Origin of the sequence: Lysinibacillus sp. FSL K6-0102 (assembly GCF_038003545.1) — a bacterium.
Taxonomy (GTDB): Bacteria; Bacillota; Bacilli; order Bacillales_A; family Planococcaceae; genus Lysinibacillus; species Lysinibacillus capsici.
On sequence record NZ_JBBOPH010000001.1, the window covers coordinates 4,418,084 to 4,434,540 of the forward strand.

Annotated in this window: 15 protein-coding genes and 1 riboswitch; of the genes, 1 reads left to right on the forward strand and 14 read right to left on the reverse strand. The window is 37.0% G+C overall.

Annotated elements, in window-relative coordinates:
* Positions 1-46 precede the first annotated feature (46 nt).
* The 13 genes from NYE73_RS22425 to NYE73_RS22485 form a co-directional block, all read right to left on the reverse strand.
* The gene (locus NYE73_RS22425; protein ID WP_259950543.1) at positions 47-1,789 is read right to left on the reverse strand and encodes a methyl-accepting chemotaxis protein; all 1,743 of its coding nucleotides are present in this window, start codon (positions 1,787-1,789) and stop codon (positions 47-49) included.
* Between the two features lie 215 nt (positions 1,790-2,004).
* Positions 2,005-3,753, reverse strand: a complete 1,749-nt coding sequence (locus tag NYE73_RS22430; protein ID WP_054549626.1) for a methyl-accepting chemotaxis protein — start codon at positions 3,751-3,753, stop codon at positions 2,005-2,007.
* 82 nt (positions 3,754-3,835) lie between these two features.
* On the reverse strand, positions 3,836-5,131 hold the full coding sequence (locus NYE73_RS22435; protein ID WP_259950541.1) for an arsenic transporter: 1,296 nt from the start codon (positions 5,129-5,131) through the stop codon (positions 3,836-3,838).
* Between the two features lie 64 nt (positions 5,132-5,195).
* Entirely contained in the window at positions 5,196-5,915 is a 720-nt protein-coding gene (locus tag NYE73_RS22440; RefSeq protein WP_004231899.1) for a YebC/PmpR family DNA-binding transcriptional regulator, read from the reverse strand.
* Positions 5,916-6,116: 201 nt separating this feature from the next.
* A complete protein-coding gene (locus NYE73_RS22445) occupies positions 6,117-6,578 on the reverse strand; it encodes a low molecular weight protein-tyrosine-phosphatase (RefSeq protein ID WP_066037998.1) in 462 nt (153 codons plus the stop codon).
* Between the two features lie 60 nt (positions 6,579-6,638).
* Complete coding sequence (locus NYE73_RS22450; RefSeq protein ID WP_048394163.1) at positions 6,639-7,241, reverse strand: lysophospholipid acyltransferase family protein; 603 nt, start codon at positions 7,239-7,241, stop codon at positions 6,639-6,641.
* A gap of 79 nt (positions 7,242-7,320) precedes the next feature.
* Entirely contained in the window at positions 7,321-8,154 is an 834-nt protein-coding gene (locus tag NYE73_RS22455; protein ID WP_259950540.1) for a putative RNA methyltransferase, read from the reverse strand.
* A 2-nt stretch (positions 8,155-8,156) separates the two neighbouring features.
* Positions 8,157-9,524: an MATE family efflux transporter gene (locus NYE73_RS22460; RefSeq protein ID WP_048394160.1), complete on the reverse strand. Its 1,368-nt coding sequence runs from the start codon at positions 9,522-9,524 to the stop codon at positions 8,157-8,159.
* Positions 9,525-9,658: 134 nt separating this feature from the next.
* Complete coding sequence (locus tag NYE73_RS22465) at positions 9,659-10,426, reverse strand: tyrosine-protein phosphatase (RefSeq protein WP_257961895.1); 768 nt, start codon at positions 10,424-10,426, stop codon at positions 9,659-9,661.
* Positions 10,427-10,571: 145 nt separating this feature from the next.
* Positions 10,572-11,522, reverse strand: coding sequence for an ABC transporter substrate-binding protein (locus NYE73_RS22470; RefSeq protein ID WP_259950539.1), 951 nt, complete (start codon positions 11,520-11,522; stop codon positions 10,572-10,574).
* Positions 11,506-12,063 (reverse strand): hypothetical protein, encoded by a 558-nt coding sequence (locus tag NYE73_RS22475; protein WP_004231886.1) that lies wholly within the window; start codon positions 12,061-12,063, stop codon positions 11,506-11,508. Before NYE73_RS22475 ends, NYE73_RS22470 begins: the two co-directional genes overlap by 17 nt.
* 158 nt (positions 12,064-12,221) lie before the next feature.
* Positions 12,222-12,419, reverse strand: a riboswitch (cobalamin riboswitch).
* A gap of 124 nt (positions 12,420-12,543) precedes the next feature.
* Positions 12,544-13,089, reverse strand: coding sequence for a glutathione peroxidase (locus NYE73_RS22480; protein ID WP_103118917.1), 546 nt, complete (start codon positions 13,087-13,089; stop codon positions 12,544-12,546).
* Positions 13,090-13,169: 80 nt separating this feature from the next.
* Complete coding sequence (locus NYE73_RS22485; RefSeq protein ID WP_054549633.1) at positions 13,170-13,724, reverse strand: hypothetical protein; 555 nt, start codon at positions 13,722-13,724, stop codon at positions 13,170-13,172.
* Positions 13,725-13,814: 90 nt separating this feature from the next.
* On the opposite strand from NYE73_RS22485, the gene ytvI reads away from it, so the two are divergent.
* The gene (gene ytvI / locus NYE73_RS22490) at positions 13,815-14,873 is read left to right on the forward strand and encodes a sporulation integral membrane protein YtvI (protein ID WP_048394150.1); all 1,059 of its coding nucleotides are present in this window, start codon (positions 13,815-13,817) and stop codon (positions 14,871-14,873) included.
* Positions 14,874-15,034: 161 nt separating this feature from the next.
* On the opposite strand, the gene NYE73_RS22495 is transcribed toward ytvI, so the two are convergent.
* Positions 15,035-16,168 (reverse strand): C40 family peptidase, encoded by a 1,134-nt coding sequence (locus NYE73_RS22495; RefSeq protein ID WP_311199887.1) that lies wholly within the window; start codon positions 16,166-16,168, stop codon positions 15,035-15,037.
* Positions 16,169-16,457: the final 289 nt, after the last annotated feature.

Sequence of the window (16,457 nt, forward strand, 5' to 3'; positions counted from 1 at the left end):
TGATAAAAAGAAAAGGATGCTTGTTAAGCAAGCACCCTGAAAGATATTATCTCAATATAAATCGTTTAATAGACTCCTGTAAGGCAGATATTTCATCAGTTAAATCATTGGAAGATTCGCTAACGAGTTGTATTGCGCGTTGTTGCTCATCTACAGATGCTGTTACCTCCTCAGACGCAGCAGCATTCTTTTCACTAATCATCGCAATGCTTTCAATCGATTGCATAATCGTATTCTTAGAGCTATTTAAATATTCTACGCTATCTGTTGTATCGCCTATAATGGCTATGATTTTTTCAACAGCTAATTTGATTTCTTTAAAGGATGATTCTGTTACCATGACAGAATCATTTTGTTGACTTACAATGATATGGGTTTTCTGCATTTCTCCATTGACTAAGTTTGTTTCACTTTCAATGCCTTTTAGCGTCGTGCGTACTAGCTCAGTTGCTACAGAGGTTTGATCAGCAAGTTTACGTACCTCTTCCGCGACAACTGCGAATCCTTTACCATGTTCACCCGCTCTTGCTGCTTCAATAGAGGCATTAAGTGCAAGTAAATTCGTTTGATCTGAAATCTCCGTAATCGTCCCCACGATGCCTTCAATTTCACGTACCTTGACAATTAGACTACCAAATACAGACTGAATATTCTGAACGAGAGTTGAAGACTCCCGCGACTTATCCTTTAAGCTTTCTAAATTGACTAGGCCTTCTTCATTTGATTTTTTCATATGCTGTGAGGCATCTAACATTAATTCATTTTTATCATGCAATCCTTCTATTTGCTGCGCAAACTCGATAGCCGTTCGGTTTGTATCCTCTGCATCAGATGCTTGCTTGACTGCACCCTGGGATACTTCATTGATTGCTTTGACGATTTCATCACCATAGGCATTTGTCTCTTCAGCTACTGCGGTTAAATTTGCTGAAGTTGATTGTATTTCTACAATCGCTTCCTCCACATCTGAAATAAGTGTTTTAAGTTGTTGTACCATTTCATTAAAGCCATCATTTAACTGTCCTATTTCATCCGAGCGCTGTAAATGCTCAATTTCAACCGTTAAATTCCCTTTTGCTACTTCACGTACACGTTTAGATAATTTTTGAACTGGTAATGCCAGGTGTCTTGATACAAGAATGACAACGATTGTCCCAATAATTATGGCACCTACTAATGTCAAACCAATTACTAGCAATAAAGAATTCGCCTCTGCATTAAAATCCTGCATATATGTACCTGATGCAATAATCCATCCCCAATGTGGATCTTTCTCAGAATAAATAATTTTATCCGCTAAGACATCCTGACCTGGTAGTTCAAATTCATATTGTGTAAAACCACCACCATCAAGTGCCTTTTCAGTTACTTCTCGAATAAAGTAATTGCCACTGCTATCTTGGTCATTCCAAAGATTATCTCCTTCTCGTGTTGGATGTGTTGTTAATGTTCCCTTATCATCCAACACATAGATATAGCCATATTCCCCTAAATCACCCGGATAATTAATAGGCCGTTTTCCTTCGCTATCTTTCGGACCAAGAAATGCTTCACGTACTCGTTCCTGCGCAACCTCTAAGGGAATGTCACCCTTTTCAACACTCTCGTTTGCGAGCTCGATTAATTGCAAAGCAGATTCAACACTATTGTAAAGTACCTGTTCTCCTATATCCTCCATCCCATTCTTAGCCTTACCATAACTAACTATACCAATTATTAAACTTGGAATAATTAGTAGTGCCAATGAAATAATAATCAATTTCCCCTGTATTGAACGTAAAAACTTCATACTTTAGCCCCCCTATTTTCTTCGTTCAACAATATATTACTTTATATTATGTTATGGTTTGAAAGTTTTCACAATGGGTAAAGCACAAATTATTTTCTTATTTCCCTTAATATGGTTTGTTTTATGCTAATCTCCAGTTAAATTTTAAATGCCAAAAATAAAAAGAACTATTTCTCCACAAGACATAAGCTTATAGAGAAATAGTTCTAAACTAATCATAATTTAAATGTATTAATCGTTTCTATAACCTCTTTAGATGTTTGATCTAATATTGTTACAACTTCATTTAATTCAGAAACCATCGTTACTTGTAAATCTGAGGCAGTTGCTACTTCCTTTGTTCCTAGGACACTATGCTTCGCAATAGCATTCATCTGTTCGGTAGTAGCTAATACTTCCTCAGAGCCTGCTGACATTTCTTCAATGACAGCAGAGTCATCTTGAATTTTATTATTCACCTCAAGGACAGATTGCAATATTTTCTCTAGACTTTCACCTATGTGTTGCACTGCTTTATTGCCTGCCTGTACATCTATGGTACTACTAGCCATCTCTTGTAACGCTCGATCAGTAATTTTCTTAAAGCTTTCTAAATGCATGTGTATTTCGTCAGCAGATGCTTTAGACATCTCTGCAAGTTTACGAACTTCATCTGCCACGACCGCAAATCCTTTACCAGCTTCTCCTGCTCTAGCTGCTTCTATTGCAGCGTTTAAAGCTAGTAGGTTGGTTTGATCCGCAATACTCGTAATGATGGTCACCATCTCTTCAATTGATCGGAACTTATCACCCATTTCCTCGACATGATTAGCCGTACGTAAAACAGAAGATTCTACGTTTTGAATTTGAGATACAACTTCTTGAGAATGACTAACACTTGTTTCCACAAGTCCCGTCATTGCTGATGATGACTCCGCAATTTCTGAAGTTGTATCAGCCAGTCGTTGAATACCAATTGACATCTCATTCATAGTTAATACAACCTCTTGATTATTTTGCTGCTGTTGCTCACTACCAGCAGCAATTTCAATAATTCGATCTGCAATTTGAGCGTTTGATTCTTCCACATGCTGAGAAGTCTCATCAATTTTTTGAACAACATTTTGTAAAGCAAATGTGCGTTGTTGAATCGTATGGAAAGTTTCTTTTAATTTTTGTAGTGATTCTCTGAAGGATTGTGCAAATATTGTGATTTCATTTGCTCCTTTTAGCTGGATTTTCTCCACTGCTATCGTTGCCTTAGCAATATCGCCTTGAGCAAAACTTTGTGCTGCATCACCTAAATGTGCAAGAGGTTTTAATGCTCCATTAATATAACGATATAGGATGAACATAACAATACCTGTTAAAGCTAATATGACAATAATTAATGCAGGTAAAATAGCCGTTAATACGGCATTCGCAACATTGCTTACCTCTGTTGCTTCTATATCGACCCCAACAAAGGCAACAGTATTCCCTGCCTCATCCTTTAATGGAACAGTACCAGATAAATAATCTCCAAAATCACTATGTAAAATAGCAGAATAATAACTTCCTGTATTCTTTACCTTTTCAATATCCTTGTAGTATGTGGTGGAGGACTCATCTCCTATAGCTCCAGCATTTTCTTGATCATCTGCTGGCATACCGTCCACTAAAAAACGTACCTTTTTATCTTCCTGTGGTACTGCGAAAGTATAGGCATAGAGAACACCATTTATTTCACGTAATTCGTTGAGCTCTTCTCGAAGTCGCCAATATAACTCAGATTCTTTTGGTTCCTTTGAGAGTTGCTCATATTCAGCAGCATTTAGATGTTTTGCAATATTCTCAGCAACTGCAACTGCCTGTGTTCCCATGGTTTTATTAACAGATGATTTTGCTGTGTAGATTGTTGTTATAACGAAAAAAGATAACAAAGCCACTAACATTACTAATGACATTAACACTATTTTATTGCTTAATTTGCCTGTCGCTCGCATACTTTCCTCCTTTAATATACTGATATACTAATATCTTAATAGTTCCTATTGTACTATTTTTTCAACTATTTCGACAATAAATCTATGATATTAAGCATATCCAAATAATTAATGCAATTAAAGTGGCGAACAGTGTCGGAATGGTAAGAATAACACCGATTTTAAAATATTGTCCCCAGCTAATTTTAATGCCTTTCTGGGCTAATATATGAAGCCATAGTAATGTTGCCAGTGAACCAATCGGTGTCATTTTTGGACCTAAATTCGTACCAATTATATTTGCATAAATCAGTCCCTCTTTCATCATGCCCGATGCGCTTGTTTCTGAAATCGCCAAAGCATCTATCATAACAGTAGGTAAATTGTTCATGAAAGCAGACAAAATGGCAGCGACAAATCCCATTGTCATCGTTGCTACTACGAAGCCCTGTTGTATAGCTAGTTCAAATAAATTTGCTAACATTCCTGTCATCCCTACATTTTTTAACCCATAGACAACCACATACATGCCAATTGAGAAGAACACAATATTCCATGGCGCTCCTTTTACAACTCTTTTTGTATCTACCACAGAGCTACGCTGTGCTAGCCATAAGAATATTGCAGCGACCCCACATAAAATAAAAGATACAGGGATGTGTAAAACCTCACCAGCTACGAAGCCCACTAATAGAATCCCAATTACATACCAAGCGATCGAAAATAATTTGGGATCTCGGATTGCCTGACTTGGTTGCTCAACGGCCTCAAGAGAATAATGTTGTGGTATGGAACGGCGAAAAACAATGTAAAGTACTACTATACTTGCCACTAACGAAAAGAAATTCGGTACAAGCATATGAACTGCATAATCTATAAAGCCTATATCGAAAAAGTCAGCTGATACGATATTCGTTAAATTGCTAATAACGAACGGTAACGAGGTTGTATCTGCTATAAATCCACTTGCAATAATAAATGGAAAGATCATTTTTTCACTCAAGTTCAGTTTTCTCACCATCGCTAAAACGATCGGCGTTAGAATTAAAGCACCCCCATCGTTCGCAAACAAAGCCGATACAACAGCTCCAAGGCAACTAATATAAACAAATAAGCGAATTCCACTTCCCTTTGCAAGTCGTGCCATATGTAGAGCAGCCCATTCGAAAAAGCCAATTTCATCTAAGATGAGTGAAATTAAAATAATACCAATAAATGATAGCGTTGCATTCCAAACAATCCCCGTTACCTCTAACACATCATGCCAGGTTACTACACCTATTAATAGCGCAATAGCTGCTCCTATACAGGCTGACCAGCCAATTGATAGTTTTCGTGGTTGCACTATGACAAAAAATAATGTGACTAAAAATAAAATAATGGCTAAAGCAGTCTGCATCGTTTTCCTCCCTAATTAAAAACCAGTAGCTTAAATGCTACTGGTTTACTCATTTTGTTAATATTTATTCGCCTAAATCTGCATTGTGGAAAACATTCTGTACATCTTCTAAATCTTCTAATGCATCAATTAGTTTTTCAAACTTCGCTACATCGTCGCCAGTTAAAGTCACTTCTGTTTGAGGCAACATAGAAAGCTCTGCTACTGTAAATTCTTCTACGCCCGCAGCCTTTAATGCTTCTTGTGTCGCAAAGAATTGGTCTGGCTCTGCATAAATAATTACCGCTTCTTCCTCTTCTAGAATATCGCGAGCATCAATATCAGCTTCCATTAAAATCTCTAGTACTTCATCAGCAGTTTTACCTTCTAAGCCAATAACTGCTGTTGAATCGAACATATAAGCTACAGATCCACTGACACCCATATTGCCGTTATTTTTACCAAATGCTGCACGTACATCTGATGCTGTACGATTTACATTGTTTGTTAAAGCATCCACGATAATCATTGTGCCGGCTGGTCCAAAGCCTTCATAACGTAATTCATCAAAGCTTTCATCACCGCCACCTTTTGCTTTATCAATGGCTTTTTCTATAATATGTTTTGGAACACTGTATGTTTTTGCGCGTTCAAGCACTACTTTAAGTGCACGGTTTGACTCTGGATCTGGTTCGCCTGATTTAGCTGCCACATAAATTTCTCGCCCAAATTTTGCATTAATACGGCTTGTGCTTTGATCTTTAGACGCTTTCTTTTCTTTAATATTGTTCCACTTACGACCCATTGTTTCCACTCTCTTTCAAAAGATAAATTTATAAAAATAATAGATACACAGTTGTATATCTGTAAATGGTAATTAAATACTTATCGTATCTTTACTCTGCAAATAATAACACAATGATGCTTACAAAGCTAGATATACCAATGTTTAAGGTAGCATTTTTCTAAAAAAATGGCTGTTAAAATTTACGATTTTAGCGCCATCTTACAACAGCTCTTGTTTAATTTTTGCTAGCAATGCCCGACAGCCTTCTTGCACCAATTCATAGGTTTCCTGAAAATCACCTGTATAATAAGGATCCGGGACATCCTTACGATGCGCTGTTAAATCTAAAAAACGAAAAATCTTTGGCGAGTTTGGATTGCCTAGTATTGTGCGGATATTACGAATATTGCTTTCATCCATTCCAATAATATAAGCAAACTTTTCAAAATCAGACTTTTGTAATTGTCGACCTTGCATATCTATTGTAGAAATACCATATTCCCTAAGCTTATCCTGTGTACCTCTATGTGGAGGTTCGCCAATATGCCATGAGCTAGTAGCAGCGGAATCCACTTCAATTTTATCTTCTAAATGCTCTTTCTTCACCATGTCGCGCATGACCGCCTCAGCCATGGGTGAGCGACAGATATTACCTAAACATACGAAAAGTACTCGAATCATTTTATTTTCCTCCTACAACAAAGCACTCAAAATCAATTTGATTCTGAGTGCCGTTTGCTTTTATTTTACGGGAATACGTTTCTGTAGTTCTTCTGTTAGAGCAACTAATTCATGCTCAAGGTGTTGAGTAAACTGCTCACGACCTTCTTTACCCTTGCCTGTTACATAAAAAGGCTCACCATAAATTAAATAGCCTTTGCCTCGCTTCATTACATCACCCACATTACGTGCACCAACATAAGCAGCTGGAACAATTTGCGCCTTTGCCAACTGTGCAATGGTAATAGCCCCTTGTTTTAAATCTGTTCCTTCTGCACTACGTGTCCCAGAGGGGAAAATCCCTACAATTTTACCTTCCTTCAATAACTGCGAAGGAATTTTAATCACGCTTGGTCCAGGATTATCACGGTCTACCGGAAAAGCATTTAAATGCTTAACAAGCCAGCCAAGCCCTTTCATTTCAAATAATTGCTTCTTCGCCATAAAGTGAATTTCACGAGGGTACATGGCTACACCAAGGTTTAAAATATCCACATAGCCAGTATGTGTGCAAGCTATAATAAACCCACCCTCTTTCGGCAAGTTTTCTTCTCCGTATACACGAGCCTTTGAACCCATTAATTTTAATATTACTTTGACAACATTTGCTGCTAGTTTATACACTGTTACATTCCTACCTTATTCAATAGTTATTCCCATTGTAATCGAAAAGACCAGTATACTGCAATTGCAGGTGACCAACTTAAACCTTCCCTACTAATAGATCCACATCAATCGTGATTTCATTTAGTTCAACGGCTGTTTGTTCTGCTTTATGCCAACCCATTGGTGTCATCTCTAATAGCGCGGGTACTAGCTCTTCTGAAAGCGGTAAAGTATAAGTTACACGTTCTACGTTTACCTCACGAAAACTATCTTGAAAACGAGCTACAATTTGTTCATTAGAGTAAGTTTCCCTGTTTGAATCTGCATATAATTGAGCTCGCAGTTCCCGCAAATAACCACTTTGTGGTACAACCTTCACAAGATAGCCATTCGGTTTAAGAAGTCGTTTAAACTCCTCATAATTTGCTGGTGATAGTATATTTAAAATGGCATCGAAACTCGCTTGAGCAAATGGACTTTTAGCTAAATCCCCTACACACCAAATTTGTTGAGGATAATGACGTGCTGCAGCCAAAATGCCCTCCTTCGCTATGTCAATTCCAACGCCAATACCATGATCTCTATCATTCATAATGCGAGCTAAATGTGAGCCCTCTCCACAACCAGTATCGAGCACCGTTTTTGCAGAGCTTATAAGCTCACCGATTCGGGCTTCTACAGCATCATAAATCCCACTATCAATAACAGCCTTGCGGGATTCAAAAAGGCTCTTACTATATTTAGAAGCGGCGTTATGTGTCAGCATATTGACATAGCCTTGTTTCGCAATATCAAAGGAATGGTTAGAAGTACAAACCAATCTCCCCTGCTCATAGACATACATTGATTGCTGACAGATTGGACAAGCAAAAAGGGTGATATGTTGATCCATTAATGCCGCCCCGATAGCACGTTTCGATAATGCGCCCATTTCTATGCCTCCTTTTTGTCGTTCGGTGATACAAGAGCATAACGCTCCCATTTACGACTTTTCCATCTAAAGTATACGATAATTGCCCGCACCCATTCATCTGCTGAAATGGCTAGCCAAATTCCGACCAAGCCCCAATCCAATACAAAGACAAATAAATAGCCAAGCGGCAGGCTCATGCAAACCATTGATAGAAAACCAATTTTCACAGGGAATCTAGCATCCCCAGAAGCGCGTAAAGAGTTAATGACAACGATATTCATTGTGCGACCAGTCTCTAGCAAAATACTTAATGCTAACACGGATGCCCCAATCTTAATAACTTCTGGATTATCAGTAAATACCTGCATAAGTGGCTTACGGAATAGCGTAACGACTGCGACCATAATAATCGTAAAAGCAAATGCTGCACGAACACTTTTCCATAGCTGATGATACGCCTCATCTTTTTCTCCTGCACCTACATGACGACCAATAATAATGGCTGTTCCTGTACCAATGGCAATTGCAAATAAATACGTAAACATCGAAATATTCATAGCATATTGTCGTGCTGCTAGTGTTTCTGCTCCTAAGTAAGTCGCATAATATAAAAAGATGATTTGGCAAAATTGATAAAGTACCTGTTCAAACGCAGATGGTAAACCAATGTTTAGTATTTTTCTCACATATTCCTTTGAATACTCAAAATAATATTGTAACTTTACGCGCACTTCCATTACCTGATACAGCAACCAGAAAAATACTAGGACGGCTAATCCGCGACTAATGACAGAGGAAATAGCCGCTCCTTTCACACCAAGCTCTGGTAAACCTAAATTCCCAAAAATAAGGCCGTAGTTTAGCACAACATGTAAGACGTTCATGCCAAGCGAAACGTACATAGTTTGTTTTGTCCAACCATGTACACGAATAATTGCAGCGAGTGCATTAATAATAGCCTGTAGGAAAATAAAACTCCCAATGATGGCTAAGTAACTTTGTGCATAGTGGAGTACTTCTCCCTGCAAGTTCATCATTGTCATTAAATGTCTCGCAAAGAAGAAAAATAAAATACTCATTAAAAGCCCAACGACCAAATTCATCGTGACCGCTAACGCCGAGATCTTGGCCGCTTCAAAAAAGCGTTTGGAGCCTAAATACTGAGAAACAACAATAGATGCACCATTGCCCACTACCTCCAGAATCAAGATGGCAATATGGATATATTGATTGGCTGCACCTACTCCTGATACAGCATTATCTGATAAAGCACTGAGCATAAAAGTATCGGCTAGTCCCATCAACATAAATAGAAAAACTTCTAAGAAGATTGGCCATGTTAAATGGAATAGACTTAACTTATTTGTCTCTTTAATTGTGTCTGCCAATACTTTCACTTCTCCTATTTTTTCTTAAAAATCTATTGTATCTTATCACAAATATTCAGACTGTAAAGAGATTTATAGGAAGACAGCGCTTCCACATAAAAAATCCCTTTCACATCGTGTGAAAGGGCTCATTTTTAAATTAAGCAATAAGATTGTAATTGCTCTCGTTTTTCAATTGTTAGGCCAAATTCCTGCTCTAAAAACCCAGTCTTAGAACCATAGCGACGATCCATCGCATCCAATGCTGCTTGTAAATAGTCTTCACGGGCGGACATTAATGCATAAAATTGCTGTAGTTCTTGCTCATTATACTGATGCTGAATAGCCTGAGCCATTCGTTCTACCATTGGACGTAAATGTATATTAGTATCTAAATAATCCTCCATGATAGTCTCCTCAGGTACATCTAAAGCTAGTAAAATAAGTGCTCCTCCAATACCCGTTCGGTCCTTACCAACTGCGCAATGATGTACAAGACCTAGATTATTAGGATTTTGAATCGTTTGCATTAACTCTTTAAATGAAAGATTGTTAAAAGGCATTTGTGCATAAAAATCCCGAAACATCTCAGGGCTTACCACTTTATAGAAATCTCTACCACCAGCATTGGTTGGCATTTCAAAACCATGATTACCCTTCGCTGGGATTTGTATATATTGAGCATGCGAGAACACTGGGTTAGGATTATGATACGCCTCATTGTTATCGCGATAATCAAAAATGGTTTTAATCCCTAACGTTTCAAATAGCTCTTTATCCGCCAGTGTCATTTTTCCAAGGGCAGCTGAGCGGTAAAATAAACCGTTCTTTACCCTACGCCCATCTTTTGTTTTATATCCACCCATGTCTCGGAAATTATAGACTGCTTCAAATGGAATTACCTTTGTCTCTAATTGCTCCAATCACTACACCTCCTAAGATTATCAAGCATACTTACTTTTATTTTAAAGAACAAACTACATTAATTCCAATTTTCACGCTAGGTAATAATTTAAACCACATAAAAAATGCTAGCTGAATGGCTGACAGCTAGCATGGAAACATTTCTTATTTAAATAACTCTGGGTACACAGCCTTCGCTACTAATTCTACAGCTTCACCAATACGCGGACCAGGTCGATTAGAGATATCTGTATCAATGGACAATACCGCTTTGTTTTGAATAGCTTTCACAGTATTCCAACCATCTCGTCCAAGAATTTCTCCTATTGGATCTTCTGTATAGTTTACTGTTGTTAAAATAACATCTGGATTTTTCGCAATAACATCTTCCTCATTCACTTTTGCCCAGCTATTCAAGTCAGAAAAAACATTATTAACATTAGCTGCATCTAATATTTCTTGCTGGAAAGTGCTAGAGCCTGCTGTATATATGTCTGGCTTAGGGCTAACCTCTAAATAAACATTTTTCGGCGTTTTTACATCCTTCACCTTCGTTTGTACTTCAGCAATTTTCGCTTTAATCTCTTCGTTTAATTTATTTCCTTTATCAGGAACATCCATCACAGCAGCAATTTGTTCGATATCTCCATAAACATCGTCGAAAGTAGTCGCAGATTGAATAACAAACACTTTAATTCCTGCGTCCTCAAGCGGCTTTAGGGCATCCTTATCACCTATTGTATAAGCAATGACAACATCTGGCTTTAACGCTATAATTCTTTCACTGTTAAAGTTCATAGTATCAGAGACACGTTCAATTTTTTGTGCTTCCTCTGGGTAAGTATCGTACTCAGTTGCTCCTACAATTTTATCGCCAACACCTAAAGCAAACAAAATTTCAGTATTACTTGGTTGTAAAGATACAACTGTTTTTGGTACTTCTTTAAACTCTATTTCCACTCCACGGTCATCTGTCACTTTATAGCTTGTTTTCTCTGCTTGTTGTGTATCTTGCGAAGCATCTTTATTTTTTGTATCTTCAGCAGTGCCACAGCCTGCTAATACCAGTGCAAGTAAGAGCACTGATAGCCATTGGAAATTAAATACTTTTTTCATTGTTATTCTCCTTTTTCTTTTTCATTGGGTAGGATTTACTAATAAACGGTATTTCCGCTATTCCAGCTTGCTGATTCATAAAAACAGCCATGACAAAACATACATTAGCTAATAAACCAAGGTAATCGAAAAGAATAGCTGGAACCTCTCGTTCTTCTGATACTTTGTGTAAAGTACGATATGATTTTTTTGCCTCACTGCGACAAAGATGTAAGGCTGCAGCAGCCTCTGTTCCTTGAGGTAAAACAAAACTTTGAATCTCTTCCTTCACATGGCGAACGTAAAAATCATAACGTTCACTTAACCAAGATAAATCCTCTTCAGTTACTGCTAATTTCCCACGTACTGAGCCATTCACATGATAAGCCATAGGTAACATAAGCAATAAATCCTCAGCAACAACTTGAACATCCTCTTTTTTTACCGCAGCTAATGCAACTCCTAGATGTGTTGTCAGACTATCTGTTCGAATTTCAAAATCGACCGTTGAAGCTTTCTCACGCATAAATGGATAACAAGAATAACGGGCATCTTTTTTCACTTGCTTCCCCCCTATTTTCTATAATGAAAAATTCTTATTTGAAAGGCATAAAAAAGTCGCTCCTTTTTGCAAAGGAACGACAAAAATAACATAATGAGCCATCAAACTGGACAAAGCCTATGTATTTGCCGTATATCCTCCTAGCTTCCGAGAAGTTTTTATACGTTCAAATAAAGGTCGGTCTCCTGGCTTGTACAGTTCGTCACATGAAACGAATGTGTTATAAAGGACCTTCCCATCTTCTTTGAGACAGTGGTAAATCTTTATAATGGCTGCACTTACAGTTGCGGAAACAGCTCCGGTTTTTCACCGGATTCCCGATTATGCTAATTAGCACCTTTATTCTGCAAGAATATTTCATTTGTAAAGCAGTTTATCATATATGCTTCAGAAAAAATAGCTGTACACAGTTTTAAAATATAGCATTATTTCTACTTGAAGAGAAAACCCTAACAAATTTTTACATTATTAAGAAATTTACTATAATAGTGTTTCAATTGCTTTTTCAATATCGAGCTGTGAATCTGTTGGTTCAAAGCGTGCGACGGTCTTACCATTAGCATCTACTAGAAATTTTGTAAAGTTCCAGCGAATATTACGACCATCTAAAAAGCTTGGGGCAAGTTGAACAATTGCTTCTGCCAACATTTTCTCCTGCATACTTGCCTTCCCAAACTCTCGGTAATCCACTTCATGCTTTAAATAATTAAAGAGTGGATGGGTAGCCTCTCCATTTACCTGTACAAGCTCAAAAATCGGGAATGTGACCCCATAGTTTACCTTGCATAGATGCTTAGTTTCCTCCCCATCTTCAGGATTTTGATGGCCAAATTGATCACAAGGGAATCCAAGAACTACAAAATTCTCTTTTCCATATCTATCATACATTTTCTGTAAGTCTTCAAATTGATATGTAAATCGGCATTGGTTTGCCGTGTTAACAATTAACATTGTTTTTCCACGATATGTTTCCATCGATAAAATTTCGCCATTAGGCTTCCGAACTAGATAATTATAAATGCTCATGCATAATCCCCTTTTTTCATTCATTATAGTTGACTATTCTATCGTTCATCAAAGAATTTGCACAAAAAAACACCACCTCGCTACTTTGAACGGATGGCTGACTTATACTTCTTTTTATATTTAGCATCTTGTTCTTCATTAATTAAACGATGGGCAATATCTAATAATTTCGAGTCATTTGTTTGATCATATAACTTTTTAAATGACATTATAATATCCTGACGAATAAGAGATGGCTGTTTTTCATCTATACATGTTTGAAATCTTTTAGCTAGATACGATACAACCAAATCTCTTTGTACTGGACCCGCCTGTCCAATTTTCCAAATTGCTTGTAATGCATGCCTTGCCGTAGCAGATTGTTCATCGTAAGTCACAGCCCAAATCTTTAAAAAATCCTCCAAGACCCTTTCTTCTGGATCACTTTTTGCAGCTAAAGCGCATAAAATTTGTGCAGCACGTGCACGAGAATAACCATTATTGTATGTAAGAGCTTTTATTAGCTGTTCCCAAACTGCATATGTCCAATCTACGGGTTCTTGCATAATTTTTATTAATTCCTCGTAAGATTCATATTGAATATCGCGATCATGCTCTGTTAGATTACTAAAAAGTTGCAAAATCTCTTTTTCCATAATTCATCCCTACCTTTATTGTTTCAGAACGTAATAAAATTTGATTTATGGTACACTTAACTTAATTTTTTTCGCAAAGAAGGTGAGTTTATGAATAAATTTAATGCTAGGAAATTGATTTTTCGGTTGATTGTGATAATATCACTACTTCTAGCTGCCTATTTTGTTATCCCAGTGTCCATGCCTTTAATACTTGCTGGGATTAGTGCATTTTTCTTAGAACCAATTGTCATGTTCTTTAAACGGAAATGGAAAATGTCACGGAAAATAGCAGTTGCTTTTATTTACATAGTGAGTGTTATTGTTATATCTATTATTTGTTATCTTTCTATTACACAAATAATGACACAAATAATTTTACTATCTAAGCAAGCTCCCTATTATATTTCCAAGCTATCAGATATGTGGCTTCATATGCAAGAAAATATTTCTAAATACACAGAAGACTTTCCACCTGAAGTAAGTGCTTCGCTTCAAAAAACCACTATGGATTTCATAAAGAAAGTCGAAGAATCCTTTTTAAGCTTCTTTAATTATAGCAAAGTTTCTGCCTTCTTTTCAGAGATACCCAGCCTATTTATCAGTCTTCTCGTTTATATGATTGCGCTATTCCTATTTATGCTTGATTTGCCTAAGTTAAAGCAAATCACTTATAAATATTTAAAGCCCAATACAGCAAAGAAGATAAAAATTATTTTAAATCGCTTAAAAGATGCAACATTTGGCTATATGAAGGCTCACTTATTTGTAAGCTTTATTATTGGAGGCGTCACACTCATTGGACTGCTATTAATCCAACCGAAATATGCAGTAACAATGACGATTATTATCTGGTTAATAGATATTGTACCATTCCTAGGCTCTATCATTATTCTAGCGCCATGGGGACTTTACCACCTGTTGATGGGAAACACCTCTATAGCTGTAAAATTATTCATCTTAGCTGCTATTTTACTTATTATTCGTCGAGTAGTCGAGCCTAAATTAATGGGAGACCATATCGGTTTATCCACTTTACCAACATTAATTTCCATGTTCATAGGTCTACAGTTATTTGGTATTATCGGTTTACTTGTCGGCCCATTCGTTATTATTTTCTTTATTGCCTTGAAAGAGACAGGTGTCATCAAAGTAAATTTTAAAATTTAATATCAATTTAGTATGCAGGAAAGTCTCTTTTCAAGAATAGAAGTAGTCGTCTTGTTTCTTTGAAAGAATAGCATTCCAAAAACAAAAAAGGTCATCTTTGTATATTTTTCTCTACAAAGATGACCTTTTTCTTATCTCAACCGTCTATATATTAGTGAGGCCTATTGAATACGTCCAAAGCCTACTAAGTATTGATTCCACCAATCAAGTGATTCAATTACGACACCATTGTTTTGAGCGTCGATCATTGTGTTATTACCTAAATAAATACCTACGTGTGCTACTCCTGAACCATAGCTGAAGAACACTAAGTCCCCAACGCGTGCTTCACCTGCTGAAATGCGTTGTGTTGCTAAATATTGTTGTGATGCTGTACGAGGTAAAGAAACACCCGCTTGCTTATATGACCATTGTACAAGACCTGAACAGTCAAAACCTGTTGATGGGTTGCTACCACCCCAAACATAAGGACGTCCTAGGAATTGTTTAGCTGTTGAAATGGCATCTCCTGAAGAAACAGTGCCAGCTCCTGAACCAACAATAATTTTTTGTGGTTCGCCTCCACCATTATTTTGAGTTGCTTGTACAACTGGTGTAGCAGCTTGAAGTGCACGTAAACGAGCTGCCTCTTCTTCAGCTGCTTTACGCTCCGCTTCTAAACGTTCTTCTTCTTGTTTCGTTGCAATTTCAGCTTTTAATGCAAGTGATTTTGCTTCGTTCTCAGCTTTCTTCACTTCCATTTCGCTTTCTTTTTGCTGAAGCTCTTGGAATTGTTTTTGAAGTTCCTTTTGTTTTTCATCTAATGTAGCTTTTTGTTGCTCTAAGCTTGCTTTATCTGCTTCCTGTTGATCCACTAATTCTTGGTCAGCATCCATTAATGTTTTCACCGCTACGACACGATCCATTAAATCTGCAAAGCTTTTTGCCTCAAGCACTACGTTTAAATAAACACCTACCGTGTTGTCTTGCGCTTGGTATGCAGCCATACGTTCACTTAAAATTTTTGAACGTTGTTCGATGCGTTTTTGTGTTTCAACAATACTAGCATCCACTTCTTTAATATCTGCTTGTACTTGTTTAAATACCTTTACTTTTGCGTCGATCTCTTGTTGTAGTTTCGTTAGTTCTTCTTGTAATTTTTTAATTTGTGCATCTATTTCAGCCTTTTTCTCAATCATTTGTTGAGAAGTTTCTTCGGCATGTACTTCTGTTGGTTGAATTGTATTAAATAATAAGCCGCCAGCTAGTGCTAATGCTAGCACCATCGACTTACGCCATTTGTTACGCTTAGCCACGTTACCTTCATTTCCCTTCATCTATCAATTTCGCTCTCGATATTCTATGTAATCACTTGAACGATTTCTATTTTAATTAAATGTTCTTATATTTATTTTAGCCTTTTAAAGTTTAGCATTTTCTACATAACTTTTATACTATTTCATGTCTATTTAATACATTAGTAAAACTCGAAATATTTCTGTAACATTCGCACTCAAACTACATTATTCTACATAATACATTTTTCTTCTACACAGAGAAACTATTAGCTAATTCGACATTAGACCTAACAGATCTTTTGTAATG

Coding starts and splice junctions, on each gene's coding strand:
- ytvI (WP_048394150.1), top strand. CDS start 13,815: ATGAATAAATTTAATGCTAGGAAATTGATTTTTCGGTTGATTGTGATA.
- NYE73_RS22485 (WP_054549633.1), bottom strand. CDS start 13,724: ATGGAAAAAGAGATTTTGCAACTTTTTAGTAATCTAACAGAGCATGAT.
- NYE73_RS22445 (WP_066037998.1), bottom strand. CDS start 6,578: ATGATTCGAGTACTTTTCGTATGTTTAGGTAATATCTGTCGCTCACCC.
- NYE73_RS22470 (WP_259950539.1), bottom strand. CDS start 11,522: ATGAAAAAAGTATTTAATTTCCAATGGCTATCAGTGCTCTTACTTGCA.
- NYE73_RS22435 (WP_259950541.1), bottom strand. CDS start 5,131: ATGCAGACTGCTTTAGCCATTATTTTATTTTTAGTCACATTATTTTTT.
- NYE73_RS22455 (WP_259950540.1), bottom strand. CDS start 8,154: ATGGGCGCATTATCGAAACGTGCTATCGGGGCGGCATTAATGGATCAA.
- NYE73_RS22440 (WP_004231899.1), bottom strand. CDS start 5,915: ATGGGTCGTAAGTGGAACAATATTAAAGAAAAGAAAGCGTCTAAAGAT.
- NYE73_RS22425 (WP_259950543.1), bottom strand. CDS start 1,789: ATGAAGTTTTTACGTTCAATACAGGGGAAATTGATTATTATTTCATTG.
- NYE73_RS22480 (WP_103118917.1), bottom strand. CDS start 13,089: ATGAGCATTTATAATTATCTAGTTCGGAAGCCTAATGGCGAAATTTTA.
- NYE73_RS22430 (WP_054549626.1), bottom strand. CDS start 3,753: ATGCGAGCGACAGGCAAATTAAGCAATAAAATAGTGTTAATGTCATTA.